This window comes from Neobacillus sp. (assembly GCF_031988165.1).
Taxonomy (GTDB): Bacteria; Bacillota; Bacilli; order Bacillales; family Cytobacillaceae; genus Neobacillus; species Neobacillus rhizosphaerae.
In genome coordinates this window covers 1-19,129 of the sequence record NZ_DALZYO010000008.1, presented here as the reverse complement: position 1 = coordinate 19,129, position 19,129 = coordinate 1, and the positions used below count along the sequence as shown (strand labels likewise).

Here is a 19,129-nt window from a genome sequence, read left to right as displayed (position 1 = left end):
TCTTTTTGTGGTGCCTGACACCTTAAAAGTTTTAGTTTTTCATTGTGTTCATTTCGTCGATGTTGACGGTTTTCTTAGTGCGGTACAGGGCGATAAGGATCGCTAGACCGACCGATGCTTCTGCTGCTGCCACACAGATGGCGAACAGGGCAAAGATTTGTCCGGTAATTGACGGTGTCATCCCGTATTTGCTGAAGGTTACGAGATTAATATTCACGGCGTTCAGCATTAATTCGATTGAAATCAAGACGATGACGGTGTTTCTCTTAGTCAGCGCACCGTATAAACCGATGCAAAATAAAATAAGTGCAAGTGCCAGGAAGGCTGAAGCGGGAACTGAGCTCATTCGCTATCTGCCTCCTTCTTCTCGTTTTTTGCCAAAATAATCGATCCGACTAGGGCTACTAATAGTAAAACAGAAGTCAACTCAAACGGAATGATATATTTTGAGTAAAGTTCTTTACCAATTTGCATCGTGTTGTTTTCATGCAAGGTGGTTGGAACTTGTTCGATATTGAAATTGTAGATACCAATATAAACGGCAAAGGCAAAGCCAACAATCCCTAAAAATACGAGAATCTTTCGCCATTTTCCTGTTTTTGGTTCACTTTCGTCATCATGCTTCGTTAACATAATTCCGAACAGCATGATAATCGTAATCGCACCTGAATAAATTAATATTTGCACGGCGGCGATAAACTCTGCGGAAAGCAGAACGTAAATGCCGGCTATCGCTACAAATGTGAAGATGAGGGCAACGACCATATGAACAACCTTTGTAAGGTTCAACAGAAGCACGCCGCCGATGATCGCAACAAGTGCGAGTCCCATAAAAGCGAGGAATTCGCCTGAAAATGTCATGCTTTATTCACCTGCCGTATGTTTTCGTCGTTTTCATCCAACCACTCTAGGTTTTTAAATAACATGTCACGGCTGTATTCAGCGAGCTCGAAGTTATTGGTCATGATGATGGCTTCCGTTGGGCAAACCTCCGTACATAGGTCACAAAGGATGCAAATCTCGAAGTTAATGTCATATGTGTCGATGATTTTCCCTTTTTTCGCTGGATCCGGATGCTTCTTACCAGTCAGATTGATACAATCTGTCGGGCAAATCTGCGCACACTGGTTACAAACAATACACTTCTCCGGATAAAATTTTTGAATACCGCGGAATCTGTCTGGCAACGGCAGCGGCTTGTTCGGATAATCATAAGTAACCTTTTCGCGTGTTAAGTTTTTTAGGGTATATTTCAAGCCTTTTGCTAATCCAAGCACGTTTTTCACCCCTTTTACGTTTTAAAGATGGTTTTTGGTGTCAGGTACCATTTCCCAAATAATGCAATTTGGTGTCAGGCACCGCACCTTAGAAAAATAATGATTTGATTAAGGCGGTTAAGAATATGTTTGCTAGTGCTACTGGCAGGAGTACTTTCCAGCCAAACTCCATTAGTCGGTCGGCGCGGAAACGCGGGAACGTACTGCGCAGCCAAATGTAGACGAAGACGACGACACTGAATTTAAGCGCAAACCAGACGGCCCCCGGGATAAATCCAAGGATGGCGAGTGGCGGCAACCATCCACCAAGGAAGACGACGGTAATGAGTGCGGACATTGCGAATAAATACACATATTCTGCGAGCATAAAGAAGGCCCAGCGGAAACCTGAATATTCAACATGGTATCCAGCGACTAGTTCGTTTTCCGACTCTGGCAAGTCAAATGGTGTCCGGTTTAATTCGGCAATCGATGCAATGAAAAAGACGATAAAACCGATTGGCTGTAAAAGAATAAACCAGCCATGCTCCTGTTTTGCAACGATTTCATTTAAATTTAAGCTGCCTGTTAAAAGAATAACGCCTAGGACGGACATGACAAGCGGGATTTCGTATGAAATCATCTGGGCAGCTGCACGCATGCCTCCTAAGAGGGCGTACTTGTTATTCGATGCCCAGCCGCCAAGCAGCATTCCAAAGGTTGTTAATCCGGAAACGGCAATATAATAAAGTAATCCGACACCGATATCAGCAAACTGAAATTTGTCAGTGAAGGGCATCGTCGCTAATACCATAAAGGATGGCGCGAAGGCAATTACTGGTGCGATGATAAATAATGGCCGATCGGCTGCTTTCGGAATAATGTCCTCTTTAAGTAACAGCTTGAGGACGTCAGCGACGGTTTGCAAGAGTCCCCATTTGCCACCTACCTGGTTTGGACCATGACGCAGCTGCATGTAACCCATGACTTTCCGTTCTGCTAAAATTCCGTAAGTAACGAAGCCTAATACGATTAAAAGCAAGACAGCACCGAGTAAAAAGAAAATACCAAAGTTAGCCCAACCCGGACTTGACTGGAGCAATTCTTCTATCATTAGCCGTCAACCTCCCCAAGGACAATATCAATTGCCCCTAAAATAGCAATCATGTTTGCGATATTCTCGCCTTTTAATAGTTTTGGGAGAATTTGCAGATTATAGAAGGATGGTCTTCTAAACTTTAAGCGATACGGCTCTTTTTTACCATCGCTCGCAATATAGCAGCCAATTTCTCCACGTGGTGATTCAATTCTGACATAGGCTTCACCTTTAGGTGCCTTGATAATTTTCGGCACTTTGGCTAGAATTTGGCCTTCGGCAGGGAATTGCTCCACTGCTTGTTCAAGGATTTTCAATGATTCTTCAATCTCAGAAAGACGCAGATGATAACGTGCAAAAGCATCGCCACTCTCCGCGACCGGAACATCAAAGTCAAAACGGTTGTAAATCGAATACGGCTCGTCTTTACGAAGATCCCATTTCACTCCAGTGCAGCGAAGATTGGGTCCGCTGAGTGAATAATTTATGGCATCCTCTCTCGTATACGTGCCAATGCCCTTTACCCGGTCTAGGAAGATTTCATTTCCAGAAACAAGGTTGTGATAGCCTTGTAGTTGCTCACGCATATATGGAACAAAATCTCTTACTTTTTCAATCCAACCTTCAGGAGCATCCCACTTCACACCGCCAACGCGCATATAGTTAAAGGTCAAGCGGGCACCCGATAATTCGTTAAGCATGTTAATAATCATTTCACGGTCACGGAACGCATAGATGAATGGACTTGTCGCCCCAAGGTCAAGGATATAAGTGCCCCACGCTACAAGGTGACTGGCAACCCGGTTCAATTCCATAGCAATGACGCGCAGGAAATCTGCACGTTCAGGAACTTCAATTCCCATCATCGTTTCAACAGCATGACAGATCACATAATTATTCGTCATCGATGACAGATAATCCATCCGGTCTGTGTACGGGATAATCTGCGTATATTGGAGGTCCTCAGCCAATTTTTCCGTGCCGCGGTGTAAATATCCAATGACAGGCTTTGCCTCGGTTATGACTTCCCCATCAATTTTTACCACAAGCCGGAAAACTCCGTGTGTACTTGGATGCTGAGGACCGACGTTTAGTATCATTTCTTCTGTTCTGATCACTCTCTACACCTCCACATCGTACGGCTCATAATCTTTTCGCAGTGGATGGCCAACCCAATCTTCGCCGAGCATAATTCGACGTAAGTCTGGATGTCCTGTAAACTTAATACCTAATAAATCATAAGCTTCGCATTCAGGCCATTCCGCGCCGGCCCAAAGCGGGTGCAACGACTCGATTGTTGGTTCATCACGATCAATCTTCACCTTTAAGGCGACAGACTGATGATTTTTGTATGAGTACAAGTGAACATAAACTTCCATATGTGTTTCAAAGTCTGATCCATGAAGTTCAGATAAATAATCAAACCCTAACAGCTCATTATATTTTAAAAATTGGGCTACTTTAAAATATGTACCACGTTTCGCCACAAGTGTTGGAACATCTTTGGAAAGCTTATTAATATAAGAATCTTCTAAAACATCAGCACCTAAGTTTTCCTCAATAACCTTTCTGTACTTATCTAAGAAAGGCTGGTTTGCTGATGGTTTTGTTTCGGTCTCCGGTATCGACGTGTCGCCAGCTTTTACTCCAGCTGCTGCTTTTGCTTTTGCTGCTGCCGCGGCCTTTGCCTTGGCTTTTGCTGCCGCAATGGCTTTCGCCTTTTCATCGTCGCCGTCTGAGGCTGCGTCTGTTCCTGCTCCAGCTGCTTTCGCCTTCGCCTTCGCTGCTGCCGCTGCTTTTGCTTTCGCTACTGCCGCCGCTTTTTTCTTCGCAAGATCATCATCGGCATCCGTTGCTGAGGCCGGTTCGGCTACGCTTTCTTCCGCTGGCGCCTCACCCATTGCTTTTCGTTTCGCCGCTGCTGCTGCTTTCGCCTTTGCTACCGCCGCTGCTTTTTTCTTCGCAAGATCATCATCGGCATCGGCTGCTGGGGCTGGTTCGGCTACGCTTTCTTCCGCTGGCGCTTCACCCATTGCTTTTCGTTTCGCCGCTGCTGCTGCTTTCGCCTTTGCTACCGCTGCTGCTTTTTTCTTCGCAAGATCATCACCGGCATCGGCTGCTGGGGCTGGTTCGGCTACGCTTTCTTCCGCTGGCGCCTCACCCATTGCTTTTCGTTTCGCTGCTGCCGCTGCTTTCGCCTTTGCTACCGCTGCTGCTTTTTTCTTTGCCAAATCATCGGTGTCACTTGCCGAATCTGCTTCTACAGCTGGCGGTGTCGCTGCCTCAGCCTTTACTGGCTCAACCGGGTTTTCATCTTGCTTGGGAGCCGACGTGCCCGCTGCCTTAGCCTGCCGTTTCGCTGCTGCTGCCGCTTTTGCTTTTGCAACAGCCTCTTTCTTTAACTGCTCAAGGTCTTTTTCCCCACTCATCGGTTAGATCACCTTCTTCCCAGTCTTCGCTTCATAGCGAATCTTTTCCTTTAACTTATTGATTCCATAAATTAAAGCGGCCGGGTTTGGAGGGCATCCTGGTATGTATACATCAACAGGAACGATTTGATCGACTCCTTTAACTACTGCATATGACTTAACATACGGCCCACCTGCTGTCGCACAAGAACCCATTGCGATTACCCATTTTGGCTCAGGCATTTGATCATATAAACGTCGTAAAATCGGTGCCATCTTCTTCGTCACCGTTCCAGAAACAATCATACAATCCGATTGCCGTGGTGACGTCCGGAAAAATGACCCAAAACGGTCCAAGTCATAATTCGCACCACCCACACCCATCATTTCAATCGCACAACAAGCCAGACCAAATGTCATTGGGTAGATCGAACTGCTTCGAGCCCAAGCCTTAATTTGCTCCAGCGTAGTCATAAATACATTTCTCTGTAACTCTTCCATTTCCATAGGTGAAATAGCGTCTAGTTTTAAATCCATCGTAGCACCTTCTTTTTCCAAGCATACACTAGTCCGATTAATAGCATGATGACAAAAATCAGCATCTCCACCAATGCAAAAATCCCCAGCTTGTCATAAGCCACAGCCCATGGATATAAAAACACCGTTTCCACATCAAAAATAACAAACATTAGGGCAAAAATATAATAGCGGACATTGAACTGTACACGGGAATCGTGAAATGGCTCAATACCGCTCTCATATGTGGTATACTTCGCATCACTCGGAACATGCGGACGCAAAAGCTTACCCAAATATAACGCCACCACCGGCAGCAGTACCCCAAGACATAGGAACACAAAAACTATCAGATAATTATTCTGATATACATTTAAAAGTTCCATGTCCATCCCCTCCAATGTTGAAAATTTTTAAACTAATCAATATTGTAACCGAATTCATTATAGCATTGTTACAAACTCGTGTCGACAAGCCATCTACTTAAAAATGGAATTCAAATTTCTCCAAAATTCCCTCTTTAAAGGCTTACAAGAACCGTTATTAACCCCATAACTATTCGACAACAACCCCTATTTAACAACAATCCATACACACTGTCAGTGAGTTTTGTTATAAATTTTTTATATTTAATTACATTTTTTTATTTGACAACTTTTCTTTTTAAAAAATTCACCTACCATTCTTTTTTCCTCTTCCCCTACCATTCTTATTCTATTCTTTCAATTTCATTCGATTTTCACATAATCTAGTTCCTCTTTCCCTTCCTTATTATTTGTTCACCTTCGAAAAAGCCAGTCGCCTGATTGGCCTAGGTAACTAAAAAATCTCAGTAAAAACTCTCCACATGGCCCCGTTACAACCAAAAAAACCCCTCCGCACAGCAACATGCTGTACAAAGGGGTTTCCCTATTTTTTCAAAAAATTAAAATCTTTTTTCCGATACGGCGAGGCGATTGATGGCACGCTGTAACGCAAGCTCAGCACGTCTGAAGTCGATATGCTCGGCCTTCTGTTCGCGCATCCGCTGCTCGGCACGTTCCTTCGCTCTTAGAGCACGTTCCACATCAATGTGAGATGCTGTCTCAGCAGACTGAGCAAGAATCGTCACTTGATCAGGACGGACCTCTAAAAATCCACCGCTGACCGCAATAAACTCCATCTTGCCCTCTTTCTTAAGACGAACGGCACCAATTTGAAGCGGCGCAACCATCGGAATGTGACCAGGTAAAACTCCGAGCTCACCACTTTGAGCCTTCGTACTCACCATTTCCACATCTGAATCATACACCGGGCCATCGGGAGTAACAACACTGACTTTAATCGTCTTCATTTTTTACCCTCCTGGCGTACTTAGGCTTCTACACCCATGCGTTTTCCGGCCTCAATCACATCTTCAATGCGTCCAACAAGACGGAATGCATCTTCTGGAAGGTGATCATAGTTACCAGCAAGGATATCTTTGAACCCTTTAACCGTTTCTTTTACAGGTACATATGAACCTGGCTGGCCAGTAAACTGCTCAGCCACGTGGAAGTTTTGCGATAAGAAGAACTGAATACGACGCGCACGGTGTACGACCAACTTATCATCATCAGAAAGTTCGTCCATACCAAGAATCGCGATAATATCCTGTAATTCACGATAACGCTGTAAGGTTTGCTGTACTTTACGTGCTACCTCATAATGCTCTTCACCAACAATGGAAGGTGATAGTGCACGAGAAGTCGACGCAAGTGGATCCACCGCTGGGTAAATACCCATCTCAGAAAGCTTACGCTCAAGGTTCGTTGTTGCATCCAAGTGCGCGAAAGTTGTCGCCGGAGCCGGATCCGTATAGTCATCGGCTGGTACATAAATCGCTTGGATTGAAGTAACAGAACCTACGTTAGTAGAAGTGATACGCTCTTGCAAGCGGCCCATTTCTGTAGCAAGTGTTGGTTGGTAACCAACGGCAGATGGCATACGACCAAGTAACGCGGAAACCTCAGAACCTGCTTGCGTGAAGCGGAAAATGTTATCCATGAAGAACAACACGTCCTGTCCTTGCTCATCACGGAAATACTCAGCCATCGTCAAACCAGTCAAGGCAACACGCATACGTGCACCTGGCGGCTCATTCATTTGTCCGAATACCATCGCTGTTTTCTTGATAACACCAGAATCCGTCATTTCATGGAAAAGGTCATTACCTTCACGTGTACGCTCACCTACACCGGCAAATACCGAAATACCACCGTGCTCCTGAGCGATGTTATTAATTAACTCCTGGATTAAAACCGTTTTACCTACACCGGCACCACCGAATAGACCGATTTTTCCACCTTTAATGTATGGAGCAAGCAAGTCTACTACCTTAATACCCGTTTCAAGAATTTCTACCTCTGTAGAAAGATTTTCAAACGTTGGTGCTTCACGGTGAATCGAATCACGGCGAGCACTCGCTGGAACATCTTCCACAAGGTCAATCGCTTCACCTAAAACGTTAAATACACGGCCAAGGGTCACATCACCAACTGGTACCGAAATTGGCGCACCTGTATCAACCACTTCTAAACCGCGTGTTAAACCATCAGTAGAAGCCATCGCAATCGCACGAACTGTATCATCACCTAAATGAAGGGCTACTTCAAGGGTTAAGTTGATATCAACTTCTGATGCATTATGCGCTTTACTTACAACCTTCAACGCATTATAGATCTCAGGAAGATTGCCGCCGTCAAACTTCACGTCAACTACCGGACCCATAATCTGAAGAACGCGTCCATTGTTCATCGTTTTCCCTCCTAACTTACTCTTTCAAACCTATCCAAGCCTCGGGGCTCTTCTTTTTTTCAAAAAATATAGCAGACTCAAAGGCAGCACAGCCTTCGACTCCGTTTAAACCAAAGAAAATGGTGTCAGGCACCAAATTATAATTATTATTGTCTAACGCAAGCAGCCTTGGCGCTTCCGCTTTTCTATTCTAATGCAGCCGCACCACCGACGATTTCTGCGATTTCTTGCGTAATCGCAGCTTGACGAGCACGGTTGTATTTAAGCGAATAGGATTTAATCATTTCCTGTGCATTATCAGTCGCATTTCTCATGGCTGTCATCCGGGCAGCATGCTCACTGGCTTTACTGTCTAAAAGCGCACCATAAATTAAGCTTTCCGCATATTGCGGCAGGAGAACTTCTAAAATTTCTTCTGCTGACGGCTCAAATTCATAGGAAATCAGCTTATGAGAAGTCGATAAATCCGCAAGTGGAAGCAGCTTCTTCTCGGTAACCTCCTGAGAAATCGCACTTTGATAATGATTGTAGTAAACATATAGTTCATCGAACGTTCCATCCGCAAACATACCAACCGTTGAGCTGGTAATATCTTTAATGCTTTCAAAGCTTGGCTGGTCTGACACCCCGACGATTTCGAGGATTACATTCATGCCGCGCTTCACAAAAAAGTCACGTGCGACTCTACCGATGGCAATAATCGCGTACTCATCCTTCGATTGATGACGGCTTTGGATTGTTTGATGAACTTTACGAATCACGTTACTGTTAAAGGCACCAGCAAGTCCGCGGTCGCTTGTCATGACAATATAACCGGTTTTCTTAACGGGACGATGCTGCAACATTGGATGATTCACACCGCCTGCGCCAATCGCAATCGACGCCGTTACTTCCTGGATTTTTTCCATGTAAGGAACGAATGCTTTTGCATTCATTACGCCACGGTTCCATTTAGCTGCGGACGTCATTTCCATAGCTTTCGTAATTTGACTCATCTTTTTTGTAGAATTAATACTATTTTTTATATCGCGTAAGGAAGCCATAGGTTCTCACCACCCTCATTCAAAGAATGTCTGGCTCCGGTGTCAGGCACCAACTCGTGCGCCCAACACCTTCACCGTTCTAAATGTCAGACCCTATTATTCGGAAACTGCAAACGTCTTTTTGAAGTCGTTGATTGCAGAAGCCATATCGTCATCAGAAGGAAGATCCTTCGTTTGTGTAATATGGTCTAACAACTCTTTGCGGTTGTGGTCTAACCAGTTATGGAATTCAGATTCAAAACGACGGACATCCTCTAATGGAATATCATCAAGGAAACCGCGTGTTAAGGCATAAAGAATTGCTACTTGCTTTTCAACCGCAAGCGGCTTGTTTAGGTCCTGCTTTAAAACCTCAACTGTACGGGCACCACGAGCAAGCTTGGCTTGTGTTGCTTTATCAAGGTCAGAACCGAACTGAGCAAATGCTTCTAATTCACGGTAAGAAGCAAGATCAAGACGGAGTGTACCGGCTACCTTCCTCATCGCTTTGATTTGCGCGGATCCTCCTACACGAGAAACGGAAAGACCTGCGTTGATCGCTGGGCGAACACCGGAGAAGAAAAGGTCTGATTGCAAGAAAATTTGTCCATCTGTGATGGAGATAACGTTTGTTGGAATATAAGCAGAAACGTCACCTGCTTGTGTTTCAATAAATGGTAAGGCCGTGATCGAACCAGCCCCAAGTGTATCGTTTAATTTAGCTGCACGCTCAAGTAAGCGGGAGTGTAAGTAGAATACATCCCCTGGATAAGCTTCACGACCTGGAGGACGACGAAGCAACAAGGAAAGCTCACGGTAAGCTGCCGCTTGTTTAGACAAATCATCGTATACGATTAATACGTGTTTACCTGCATACATAAACTCTTCAGCCATTGCAACGCCCGCATATGGAGCTAAGAAAAGAAGCGGTGCTGGTTGTGAAGCAGATGCTGACACAACGATTGAATATTCCAATGCACCATTCTTACGAAGAGTTTCAACTGCATTACGAACCGTTGATTCTTTTTGACCAATGGCAACATAGATACAGATCATATTTTGACCTTTTTGGTTCAAAATTGTATCGATGGCAACAGATGTTTTACCTGTTTGACGGTCACCGATGATTAACTCACGTTGACCACGTCCGATTGGAACGAGAGAGTCAATCGCTTTAATCCCTGTTTGCAATGGCTCATGAACGGATTTACGAGCCATAACCCCAGAAGCAACAGCTTCAACAGGACGAGTTTTTGTTGAATGGATTGGACCCATTCCATCGATTGGTTGTCCTAATGAGTTAACAACACGGCCGATTAACGCCTCACCAACTGGAACCTCCATGATGCGTCCTGTACGGCGAACCTCGTCACCTTCACGAATTTCGGTGAAAGGTCCAAGGATGATGATACCGACGTTATTTTCTTCCAGGTTTTGTGCCATACCCATAACGCCGTTCGAAAATTCAACAAGTTCTCCAGCCATGACATTGTCGAGGCCATGAACACGAGCGATACCGTCACCTACGGAGATAACTGTACCGACATCAGTCACTTGAATTTCTGCCTGATAGTTTTCGATTTGCTTTTTTATCAGGGCACTGATTTCTTCAGCTTTGATGCTCATGAGTTTCACCCCTATCTACGAATCTTAGGTTAACAATTTACGTTCTAAACGATCGAGCTTGCCACGCAAGCTACCATCATATATACGATTTCCAATCCGAAGGCGCAGACCGCCGAGAAGGTTGGAATCTACGATATTTTCAATTCTTAGTGATTTCTTGCCGACTTTTGCGGCAAATACAGCCGATAATCCGTCACGCTCAGCATCTGTCAATGCACGTGTGCTGTGTACCTCTGCCTCAGCAATGCCCATTTCATCATTGGCTAGCTGAATAAATTCATTGGCCACGTCGATGATTTGGTCTTCGCGGTGACGGTCAATCAAGATTAACAATGTATTGAGTACATAGACATTAATTGTTGCAAAAGCCTGTGTTAAAATCTCCTTTTTCTTGTCCAGTGACAGTTTGGAAGATTTTAATAGGGCCTTAAATTCTGGATTGTATCCGACAACTTCTTTCACTACACGAAGTTCTTCTTCTATTACTCCAAGAAGCTGTTGTTCTTTGGCAATTCGGAAAAGAGCCAACGCGTAGCGCTTTGCTACCATGGAGCTACTCATCGCTCTTCTCCTGCCTCTTGAATATATTCGTTAATGAGTTTATCTTGATCTTGTGCGCTCAATTCTTTCTCAATTACTTTAGAAGCAATTAAGACTGATAATGATGCAACCTGTTCGCGAATCGCGGCAACTGCTTTTTCTTTTTGCTGCTCAATTTCAAGCTTCGCTGATTCCTTTAGACGTTCAGCTTCGCCGCGAGCTGTAGCAATGATTTCTTCACGCTGAAGATCGCCTTGCTTTTTAGCAGATTCAATCAAGTTTTGTGCATCTGTGCGAGCTTCTTTTAACATATTTCTTTGTTCGTCTACTAATTTCGCTGCTTCTTTACGGCTATTTTCCGCTGCTGTGATTTCATTCGCAACATGCTCTTCACGCTGCTTCATTATACCCATTAACGGGCCCCACGCGAATTTTTTCAGCAATACCATTAAAACGATAAACATTAGTAGTTGGAAAACAATATCACCGTAATTGATACCAGTGTGCGCTGCTGCACCTAATACTAGACTGCTTGTAAACACCTCGGGTTCACTCCCTTCAAGAGTCATTCCTTTATATAGAAAACCTATATAGGGTTCCACGCCACCATCGACAATGGAACTACAATTCATTCAAAGAACCAATCTAACTTAATAAAGGCGGTGTGAGCAGAGCAGAGCTTCAGGTCATTCGAGGCGAAAATGTATTTTTTCACCACGATTGGATATATTGATTCATTTTTGCGGCGCTCCGCCCCTTATCCACAAAACCATCATTTTCATTCGTCATTTCACATATTTAAGTGAAGGTTCCATCCGTTTTTTGTTTTTCAACATTGCCCTAATGGATATGGACATAAACGAATGGCGAAGGTTCTCACGGAAATGATCTTCGCCATTTTGGAACGTTTATTGGTTAATATTATTTACCTTGAACCATGAACGCGATTACAACCGCGATGATAGGAATCGCCTCTACTAACGCAACCCCGATAAACATTGTTGTTTGAAGCATACCGCGAGCTTCTGGTTGACGAGCGATACCTTCAACTGTTTTAGATACGATAAGACCGTTACCGATACCGGCACCTAGTGCTGCTAAACCGATTGCAATTGCTGCTGCTATAAGACCCATTTGTAATTTTCCTCCTTAAAATGTATAAAATATTTTATTTTTTTGTCCATAGAATGAACGGTTATATTAATGGTCACTGCTCACTTTGTGAGACAAGTAAACCATTGTTAACATGGTAAAGATAAATGCCTGGATGGCACCGACAAAGACTGAGAAGCCCTGCCAAGCCAACGTTGGTACGATTGCGGCTATCCATCCGCCTGGACCAGATGCTGCTAGTCCACCTGCGAGTAAACCTAACAAAATTTCACCCGCGTAGATGTTTCCGTAAAGACGGAGACCGAGAGTCAGAGTATTTGCAAACTCTTCAATGATTTTGATTGGGACCATAAACCAAAACGGCTTAAAAAATTCTTTCCCATATGCCGCCGCCCCTCTCATTTTTACACCATAGAAATGGGATAACCCTACCACTAATACAGCAAGCGTTAACGTCACAGCTGGATCAGCTGTTGGTGATTTCCACCAAAGTTCGCCGTTAACTGAGACTGAAAATGGTAATCCCAGCATATTGGCTACAAAGACATACATAATGATCGTTAATCCGAGAACATGAAATCGTCCACCGTCTTTCCAATCCATCGTGCTGTTAATAATATTCTTAACAAAGTCCATGACCCATTCCATAAAGTTCTGGACTCCAGTCGGTTTCATGGCTAGTTTTCGAGTGGATAGGACGGCAATTAAAAAGACAATGACAGTTGCAACGGTTATCATCAAAACATTTGCCATGTTAAATTGGAGCCCAAGAAATGTTCTTATCGGAGCTTCGTGTTCCAACAATATTCACCTCGCTTCCTCATTTTTTATGTATTTTTAATGCTGTGAAATAAAAAAAATCTATTATAATGACAATATAGGATGTCATTAACCCTATAACCATAGTGATTAAGCTAAAATGCTCAGGATACCTCATGGCAATCATTACAGCCAATGCCGCCGTCGCAAATCTTGAAAAAGATCCGAGTGATCGTACCTTTTTCCCTTGTGATACAGCATCCCCAAACTTGTCCATCTTTCTTACCATTAACCACAAATTAAAAAGGCTCAAACTCGTCCCAAGCACCAATCCTAAAAAAATAGATTGATAAGACGTGAACCCCCAGCCGAGTACATAAATAGATAATAAAGAAAACATCCATCTTCGTTGTCTTGCAAACATTAATTGAAGTTCCGGCATGGTTGATTAATCTCCTGTAAAGAAATGACGGATCGATATAAATATGAAATATATACCTGCCGCGAGTCCGATGAACAATCCGATTATTAAGAAAATTGGTTCTGTGCCTAAGTAACTATCCAGCCATCTTCCTGAAAAAATACCGATAAGAGTGGCTCCCACCAATTGTGAGAGGATTGCGGACATTAGGGCCATCGCCTTAAATGAATTGCGGTCTTTTTGCATCCTTTTCTCCCCCACATTTAAGAGAATCGGCAACGGACAACGAGGTATTCGGGCAATATGACAAAGCTGTTCACAATATGAAAATGAATATGAAAACCCTATCATTTACACCCTTTGTTAGCATACAATAGGCACCTTTCAATGTCAATGAGTTTACGTGAATTAATCCACAAACAATTTCCCGTAAATCCTTCCATTATATCATTCTGGTTTACACTATTATTGTATTGGAAATCTTTAAAGTTTTATGGCTAGTTTGTGTCTATTTTGTGAACGTTTTTTCGATCTTTAATTAAAAACTTATTGATGCAAGTAGACTAGTGGCCGTCTAGTCTACTTTTTCTCCAATGCTGATCATCCTGTCAATAAAATCTTCCTTATTTGCCTTCTTCGCAAAAATCTTCACCAAGTACGTCCCTGGAGCCGGTAGCTGCTCACTGGGTATCTCTTTCTTGATAAGCCCCTTATTCAGATTCGTGCTCGTATCCAAAAAGCCGATAAATCGGTAATCCTCTGGGTTAAACAAGGCAATCCCAAACTCCTCCGCCCCACCAGGCAAATACACCTCATACCTGTACCTGCCTGGTTTATCTCCCTCCGCAAACTCAAAGCCCATCACCCTTGGATAGCCCGGCTCCTCAAGCACATACAGATACGGAATTTGAATGATCTTCGCCCCAGCCAGCAGACTAAGGTAGCCATCATGGATTTTCCCTTTAAATATCTGCGGGTCGACCATTAACTCCACCGTGACATCCTTGGATTGCTTCGCTTCCAAGGCAAACGCTAACGGAAACCGCCAGCTTAACCCCTCTACTTGTTTGGGAATCGCAAACGAATAGCGCTGTGGTTGGTTACTCGTATTTTCAACATGCAAAAAAGCTTTATGTGAGTGTCTCTTGTCCGAAAACTTCCCGAACCTGATGCTGCTCGGCGAAACGAGTGAGGAAGCCTTGATGGCCTCGTCTACCTGAATTCTGCCTGCTCCCTGCTCAAAGGTGCGGTAATAACTAGGTTCGTCACCACTGGCCGCCCGTCTGTTCCCGGTGGTGTCGGACCCACTTTTTCCAGTACCGCTATTCCTTCGGTCCAGTTTCGTCGTCAATTCCACCTTTTTCACGAGCGGTTTTGCTGTATTCATCAACGCCGCCTTGATTTGCTCAGGCGTCCAGTCTGGGTGCGCCTGCTTGATTAACGCGCATGCCCCTGCCACATGCGGTGCCGCCATGCTCGTCCCCTGCAAGCTTAAGTATCCGCCCGGAATCGTCGAGTTGATCGCCACCCCCGGCGCGACAACGTCCGGTTTGATTTCCCACGTCCCCGTCACCGGCCCCCGTGAACTGAAGTCCGCCAGCAAATCCCGTGCTTCGCTGACCATGACCTTTGCTGTGAGACTTCGTTTTTTTAATTCTTTTTGAAAAAAAACTCCGTCACCCTTCGAGAGTGATCCGACAGGGATGGTCAGCTGAGTATCGAGGTTCCCCATGAAGCCCCCACTCATATTATTGTAGATTAGAACAGCAGTGGCACCCGCTTGTCGTGCATTTTCTGCCTTTTCCGCAAAGGTTAATGTTCCCCTTTTTATTAAGGCGATTTTCCCTTGGACATCCTTTAACTCACTTTTCCTGCCCAGTCCCGCGTCGACTATGTCAAGAGAACGATCAAGCACCCAGTTGGCCGAGCCCTCCATTGGCTGAATCCGGAAAATCCCCTGCGTTCCTTCTATTAATAGGGATGGAATTTCCATCGTCGGAGTAGAGGCCCCGACAGAGATGGCCTTTGAGGCTGTCCCCGGTGAACCGACGGTCCACACATTCGGTCCGGAATTTCCTGACGCCGCCACGGCAACAATCCCTTTATCGACCGCTTTGTTTAGTGCGAGACTAATCGGCAAATCAGGTCCGTTGATATCGTTCCCGAGCGAAAGATTGACAATATCCACTTTATCTTTGATTGCCTGATCAATCGCCGCCAGTACCTGCTCCGTTGTCCCGCCGCCGCCTGGTCCGAGCGCCCGGTAGGCAACAATGTTTGCCTCTGGCGCAACGCCTTTTATTTTTCCATTGGCGGCAATAATTCCGGCGACATGGGTGCCGTGGATGGTTGCCTGCCCGATAGCCCGTGTTTCCATCGGATCTCGGTCATTGTCGACAAGGTCGTGCCCGCCAGCATAGTTCCTTTTCAGGTCGGGATGGGTGTAATCCACGCCGGTATCGATAACGCCGACGGTCACTCCTTTTCCGGTGAGCCGCTTATTTTTGGTGTCAAAAAAACCGCGCACCTTATCGCCGCCGATAATTTTGACACTTTCCTCGGTTTGCACCTGGTACTGCGTGACCGGCGCGACGTTCAGAATTTGTTTTTGTTCGGCCAGCTTTGCGATTGATTCTGGGCTGCCTTGTACGGAAAAACCGTCGAGAGCTTCACGAAATACCCGGCGCAATTTGATGTCCTTATAAGGGCTGATGAGCTGGTTGATTTCTTGTTCGGATTGTGATTTTTCCAAGAGAACAATTGCAATTGTGTCCTCTGTTGGTTTCGGTATTGGTGGGTGGATGAGTGTTTTTGGTATATGAATCGAGAGAAGGATGGCGATTAGAAGTTTCATGTGACGAATTCCCCTTTTTTCATATCGTTTTCTTATAAAGGAGAAAGTATGCAGTCGGGTGGGATAAAGTATTGAGTGGTGCGTTTTGCCCCGATCGAGGGAAGGCTTAGTGAATGGAGTAAATTTTTGGCCACACCTCTATGCTCAATCAGCAAGAATTCCTGGAACTGTTTTAATGTTATGGGTAAGTTCATTAACAGAAAGTAATCTCTCACTGGCTGTAAATGAGCATCCTTTGAGTAAGTTTTACATGTGGGACAATACCATGCGGCTGAAACTCTGATCATCGGAATCGCTTTACAGGTCGGGCATTGTACACCACGGATGATATCGGTTTGGGAGATTCCATAGGTTTTGAGGATTTCAGGATATGAGGGGATATTTTCCGATAGAATGTAATCACAAAGTTTGTTAAGTGCTTTGCCTTTAAGGGCTGGGCTGTTATATTTTGCGGCGATTTGGGCCACTTTTTCCTCTAAATATTCCGCATAAATGATATGTTCAAATATACGCTCATTACCTTCATTTGTTTTTACAATGGTTGAGTTTTTACTAAAAACAACTAAATACTCAATTGGCATTGGGGTAATTTTATGTTTAATCATCCAACTTATTAATTGGGTACGATGCCGCCTAGCTTGTGTCAGTGGATTGGCGATCCCTTCTTCACTATCTTTATAGGTTCTGACTACACCTTTTGTATGCTTATCAAAAAACAGCGTCCCTGTTATATTCTTTATTTCTATAACCAATCCAAACATTTGCGAAAAAATAAGACTATCGATTTGGAAGGTATTGTTACATTTCAGACGAAGGTCATTGATGATCCTATATGGTTCATCTGGCAAATAGGAAAAATAATAATCCACATTTTTCTCTCCCGAATATCCTGTTTTCCAATTAATTAGTTCCTTTTCAATATCCTTGTATCTCGAATGAAGCTTATCTATCCTCCGAAGAAGTGCCTCCCGTTGTAAAAGTGGTATTGGAATCTTCCTTTCATTTATAATCATGCCTACTCCTCCTTTTTTGTCTTTAACCTCTAATTTTCCTTATTCAGAAGGAAAACCCCTTCCACTTAATTGGCAATTTTTTGTGAACGTTTTTCAGTTTGTTGAAGATTGTAAAGTAACGGTCATTTTTTCGCTCATTTGGGCAGAAAAGTCCTTTTTTAAGAGGTTTTTTGACGGGGCAGTATTTTTGATAATAGAAATCGGCATTTTCTGAGGTAAATGGGCTGGTTTTTGGCCCACTTATTTAGCTTAAAAAGTCGATTGGCTCATTTATCGGAGGTTTTGGCTCATTTTTTCACGTTAATGGCTCATTTTGGACTTCTGTCAATAAAATAGACTTTTTTCTGCCAAGTAGTGGCGTATTTTTTTCTTCCGCGCTTCGTTCACACTTCGCTTGGAGACCTCAGCCTAAAAGAACAATTTGAAAAACAATTGTTCTTTCAGGCTGAGGACACATGACTTACACTGGCGTTATTTCGTTGCGCCTGTTCGTACGCCAATTCATATTCAATCGGTGTGGCGTATCCAAGCGTAGAGTGCGTGCGTTTACGGTTATAAAATTCGATATAAAACTTTACAGCTGCGACGGCCTCCACTTTTGTTGGAAATACAAACTTATAGAGATACTCTTTCTTTAATGACGCAAAAAATGACTCAATACAAGCATTATCATGCGGAGTAGCTTTTCTGCTCATACTGATTACAGCTTTAGCTTCCTTCAATGCTTCTGTGTACTTTTTAGAACAGTATTGAGTTCCTCGGTCTGAATGGTGGATCCAGCCCTCAGACGGCTTACGTAGTGTTACAGCTTCCTTTAAGGCACGAAGTGGCAGTGTATGATCCATTTGATCATCAATGGCATAACTAACGACTCGTCGGGAAAACAAATCGATTACTGGATTAAGGAAAATAAACCCCTCACCAGTGTGAATGTAGGTGATATCCGTTACCCAAACACGGTTGGGCGCTTCAGGATAGAACTCTCGGTTTAGTTCGTTTGGATAGACAGGTTTTTGATGATTAGAATCAGTCGTATTGATATACTTTTTCGGCTTAGTAGCAAACAGACCTAATGTCCTCATACGGATAGCTACTGTTTTTTGAGAAACCTTGATTTTGTCCTGATTTACCAGCTTATCATGAATCCTAGGGCTGCCGAATGCCGAAAGGTTATCATAAAAGTGGAACTTTATCCGTTCGTCTAGCTGACGATTCCACTTTTCCTTTTCGGTTTCATCCTGATTCTGACGTTTCTCCCAAACATAATAACCGGAGGTTGAAACACCTAACACTTTACACATCTTCACAATAGAATGATCCTTTTTATTGGACTGTATGAAAGCAAACCTTTCTACTTTTCTTGCGTGAAGATGTGCATGGCCTTTTTTAAAATTGCGTTCTCCTCCTCAATCTCTAGTCTTTTTGATAGCTCAGCTTCATAAAGTTCCTTGTATTCAGAAGCTGTTAGTAACTGATTTTGTCTAGCCTTTTCAGCATCCTGTTTACTTTTTTTGTAACTGCTTACCCATTTCTGAACCGTATCATATGGAAGCTTTAGTTCATTACAAATATCTACCCTTTTCTTTCCGTCGATGACAATTAATTTAGAAACATATTCTTTAAACTCTTTAGGATACTTTTTCGCCATGTTAAACCCGCCCTTTTATTGTTGTATTGATTTAAACATGACGCCACAACCGGTGTCCACTTTTTATACTAGCTTCAATTTT

22 protein-coding genes are annotated in these 19,129 nt (G+C 43.8%); all 22 read right to left on the bottom strand.

Features of this window, described 5'->3' with window-relative positions; all coding sequences use genetic code 11:
• Positions 1–31: 31 nt before the first annotated feature.
• Positions 32–346 carry an NADH-quinone oxidoreductase subunit NuoK gene (gene nuoK / locus RTR43_RS06270; protein ID WP_248734255.1) on the bottom strand — a complete coding sequence of 105 codons (315 nt, stop codon included), beginning with the start codon at positions 344–346 and terminating at the stop codon, positions 32–34.
• The gene (locus RTR43_RS06265) at positions 343–861 is read right to left on the bottom strand and encodes an NADH-quinone oxidoreductase subunit J (RefSeq protein ID WP_248734256.1); all 519 of its coding nucleotides are present in this window, start codon (positions 859–861) and stop codon (positions 343–345) included. The genes nuoK and RTR43_RS06265 overlap by 4 nt, the downstream gene beginning before the upstream one ends.
• Positions 858–1,277 carry an NADH-quinone oxidoreductase subunit NuoI gene (gene nuoI, locus RTR43_RS06260; protein ID WP_248734257.1) on the bottom strand — a complete coding sequence of 140 codons (420 nt, stop codon included), beginning with the start codon at positions 1,275–1,277 and terminating at the stop codon, positions 858–860. Before nuoI ends, RTR43_RS06265 begins: the two co-directional genes overlap by 4 nt.
• 88 nt (positions 1,278–1,365) lie before the next feature.
• Positions 1,366–2,370, bottom strand: a complete 1,005-nt coding sequence (gene nuoH, locus RTR43_RS06255) for an NADH-quinone oxidoreductase subunit NuoH (RefSeq protein ID WP_248734258.1) — start codon at positions 2,368–2,370, stop codon at positions 1,366–1,368.
• The gene (locus RTR43_RS06250; RefSeq protein WP_312470465.1) at positions 2,370–3,470 is read right to left on the bottom strand and encodes an NADH-quinone oxidoreductase subunit D; all 1,101 of its coding nucleotides are present in this window, start codon (positions 3,468–3,470) and stop codon (positions 2,370–2,372) included. Before RTR43_RS06250 ends, nuoH begins: the two co-directional genes overlap by 1 nt.
• Before the next feature lie 3 nt (positions 3,471–3,473).
• The gene (locus tag RTR43_RS06245) at positions 3,474–4,781 is read right to left on the bottom strand and encodes an NADH-quinone oxidoreductase subunit C (RefSeq protein WP_312470463.1); all 1,308 of its coding nucleotides are present in this window, start codon (positions 4,779–4,781) and stop codon (positions 3,474–3,476) included.
• Between the two features lie 3 nt (positions 4,782–4,784).
• Positions 4,785–5,297 carry a NuoB/complex I 20 kDa subunit family protein gene (locus RTR43_RS06240; protein ID WP_312470461.1) on the bottom strand — a complete coding sequence of 171 codons (513 nt, stop codon included), beginning with the start codon at positions 5,295–5,297 and terminating at the stop codon, positions 4,785–4,787.
• Positions 5,288–5,662, bottom strand: coding sequence for an NADH-quinone oxidoreductase subunit A (locus RTR43_RS06235; RefSeq protein WP_248734262.1), 375 nt, complete (start codon positions 5,660–5,662; stop codon positions 5,288–5,290). Before RTR43_RS06235 ends, RTR43_RS06240 begins: the two co-directional genes overlap by 10 nt.
• Before the next feature lie 539 nt (positions 5,663–6,201).
• Complete coding sequence (locus tag RTR43_RS06230; RefSeq protein ID WP_248734263.1) at positions 6,202–6,609, bottom strand: F0F1 ATP synthase subunit epsilon; 408 nt, start codon at positions 6,607–6,609, stop codon at positions 6,202–6,204.
• Between the two features lie 20 nt (positions 6,610–6,629).
• On the bottom strand, positions 6,630–8,051 hold the full coding sequence (atpD, locus tag RTR43_RS06225) for a F0F1 ATP synthase subunit beta (RefSeq protein WP_248734264.1): 1,422 nt from the start codon (positions 8,049–8,051) through the stop codon (positions 6,630–6,632).
• Between the two features lie 185 nt (positions 8,052–8,236).
• Positions 8,237–9,094, bottom strand: a complete 858-nt coding sequence (gene atpG / locus RTR43_RS06220; protein ID WP_312470458.1) for an ATP synthase F1 subunit gamma — start codon at positions 9,092–9,094, stop codon at positions 8,237–8,239.
• 96 nt (positions 9,095–9,190) lie between these two features.
• The gene (gene atpA, locus RTR43_RS06215; RefSeq protein WP_248734266.1) at positions 9,191–10,699 is read right to left on the bottom strand and encodes a F0F1 ATP synthase subunit alpha; all 1,509 of its coding nucleotides are present in this window, start codon (positions 10,697–10,699) and stop codon (positions 9,191–9,193) included.
• Positions 10,700–10,723: 24 nt separating this feature from the next.
• Positions 10,724–11,260 (bottom strand): F0F1 ATP synthase subunit delta, encoded by a 537-nt coding sequence (locus tag RTR43_RS06210; protein WP_312470455.1) that lies wholly within the window; start codon positions 11,258–11,260, stop codon positions 10,724–10,726.
• The gene (locus RTR43_RS06205) at positions 11,257–11,781 is read right to left on the bottom strand and encodes a F0F1 ATP synthase subunit B (protein WP_312470454.1); all 525 of its coding nucleotides are present in this window, start codon (positions 11,779–11,781) and stop codon (positions 11,257–11,259) included. The genes RTR43_RS06210 and RTR43_RS06205 overlap by 4 nt, the downstream gene beginning before the upstream one ends.
• A 379-nt stretch (positions 11,782–12,160) precedes the next feature.
• Positions 12,161–12,373: a F0F1 ATP synthase subunit C gene (gene atpE / locus RTR43_RS06200; RefSeq protein WP_066093867.1), complete on the bottom strand. Its 213-nt coding sequence runs from the start codon at positions 12,371–12,373 to the stop codon at positions 12,161–12,163.
• Positions 12,374–12,439: 66 nt separating this feature from the next.
• Positions 12,440–13,153 carry a F0F1 ATP synthase subunit A gene (atpB, locus tag RTR43_RS06195; protein WP_312470449.1) on the bottom strand — a complete coding sequence of 238 codons (714 nt, stop codon included), beginning with the start codon at positions 13,151–13,153 and terminating at the stop codon, positions 12,440–12,442.
• Between the two features lie 19 nt (positions 13,154–13,172).
• The gene (locus RTR43_RS06190) at positions 13,173–13,553 is read right to left on the bottom strand and encodes an ATP synthase subunit I (RefSeq protein ID WP_248734270.1); all 381 of its coding nucleotides are present in this window, start codon (positions 13,551–13,553) and stop codon (positions 13,173–13,175) included.
• Between the two features lie 6 nt (positions 13,554–13,559).
• A complete protein-coding gene (locus RTR43_RS06185; RefSeq protein WP_312470448.1) occupies positions 13,560–13,778 on the bottom strand; it encodes an AtpZ/AtpI family protein in 219 nt (72 codons plus the stop codon).
• Between the two features lie 328 nt (positions 13,779–14,106).
• Entirely contained in the window at positions 14,107–16,386 is a 2,280-nt protein-coding gene (locus RTR43_RS06180) for a S8 family serine peptidase (RefSeq protein ID WP_312470447.1), read from the bottom strand.
• Positions 16,387–16,418: 32 nt separating this feature from the next.
• Positions 16,419–17,399, bottom strand: a complete 981-nt coding sequence (locus RTR43_RS06175; protein WP_312470446.1) for a nuclease-related domain-containing protein — start codon at positions 17,397–17,399, stop codon at positions 16,419–16,421.
• A 440-nt stretch (positions 17,400–17,839) separates the two neighbouring features.
• Positions 17,840–18,736 carry an IS3 family transposase gene (locus RTR43_RS06170; RefSeq protein ID WP_312470597.1) on the bottom strand — a complete coding sequence of 299 codons (897 nt, stop codon included), beginning with the start codon at positions 18,734–18,736 and terminating at the stop codon, positions 17,840–17,842.
• A gap of 14 nt (positions 18,737–18,750) precedes the next feature.
• A complete protein-coding gene (locus RTR43_RS06165) occupies positions 18,751–19,047 on the bottom strand; it encodes a transposase (protein WP_312470444.1) in 297 nt (98 codons plus the stop codon).
• Between the last annotated feature and the right edge of the window lie 82 nt (positions 19,048–19,129).

Excerpts from the sequence above, each read along its gene's own strand:
- nuoK (WP_248734255.1), bottom strand. The coding sequence starts at position 346 with ATGAGCTCAGTTCCCGCTTCAGCCTTCCTGGCACTTGCACTTATTTTA.
- RTR43_RS06265 (WP_248734256.1), bottom strand. The coding sequence starts at position 861 with ATGACATTTTCAGGCGAATTCCTCGCTTTTATGGGACTCGCACTTGTT.
- nuoH (WP_248734258.1), bottom strand. The coding sequence starts at position 2,370 with ATGATAGAAGAATTGCTCCAGTCAAGTCCGGGTTGGGCTAACTTTGGT.
- RTR43_RS06245 (WP_312470463.1), bottom strand. The coding sequence starts at position 4,781 with ATGAGTGGGGAAAAAGACCTTGAGCAGTTAAAGAAAGAGGCTGTTGCA.
- RTR43_RS06240 (WP_312470461.1), bottom strand. The coding sequence starts at position 5,297 with ATGGATTTAAAACTAGACGCTATTTCACCTATGGAAATGGAAGAGTTA.
- RTR43_RS06235 (WP_248734262.1), bottom strand. The coding sequence starts at position 5,662 with ATGGAACTTTTAAATGTATATCAGAATAATTATCTGATAGTTTTTGTG.
- RTR43_RS06230 (WP_248734263.1), bottom strand. The coding sequence starts at position 6,609 with ATGAAGACGATTAAAGTCAGTGTTGTTACTCCCGATGGCCCGGTGTAT.
- atpD (WP_248734264.1), bottom strand. The coding sequence starts at position 8,051 with ATGAACAATGGACGCGTTCTTCAGATTATGGGTCCGGTAGTTGACGTG.
- atpG (WP_312470458.1), bottom strand. The coding sequence starts at position 9,094 with ATGGCTTCCTTACGCGATATAAAAAATAGTATTAATTCTACAAAAAAG.
- atpA (WP_248734266.1), bottom strand. The coding sequence starts at position 10,699 with ATGAGCATCAAAGCTGAAGAAATCAGTGCCCTGATAAAAAAGCAAATC.
- RTR43_RS06210 (WP_312470455.1), bottom strand. The coding sequence starts at position 11,260 with ATGAGTAGCTCCATGGTAGCAAAGCGCTACGCGTTGGCTCTTTTCCGA.
- atpE (WP_066093867.1), bottom strand. The coding sequence starts at position 12,373 with ATGGGTCTTATAGCAGCAGCAATTGCAATCGGTTTAGCAGCACTAGGT.
- RTR43_RS06190 (WP_248734270.1), bottom strand. The coding sequence starts at position 13,553 with ATGCCGGAACTTCAATTAATGTTTGCAAGACAACGAAGATGGATGTTT.
- RTR43_RS06185 (WP_312470448.1), bottom strand. The coding sequence starts at position 13,778 with ATGCAAAAAGACCGCAATTCATTTAAGGCGATGGCCCTAATGTCCGCA.
- RTR43_RS06180 (WP_312470447.1), bottom strand. The coding sequence starts at position 16,386 with ATGAAACTTCTAATCGCCATCCTTCTCTCGATTCATATACCAAAAACA.
- RTR43_RS06175 (WP_312470446.1), bottom strand. The coding sequence starts at position 17,399 with ATGATTATAAATGAAAGGAAGATTCCAATACCACTTTTACAACGGGAG.
- RTR43_RS06165 (WP_312470444.1), bottom strand. The coding sequence starts at position 19,047 with ATGGCGAAAAAGTATCCTAAAGAGTTTAAAGAATATGTTTCTAAATTA.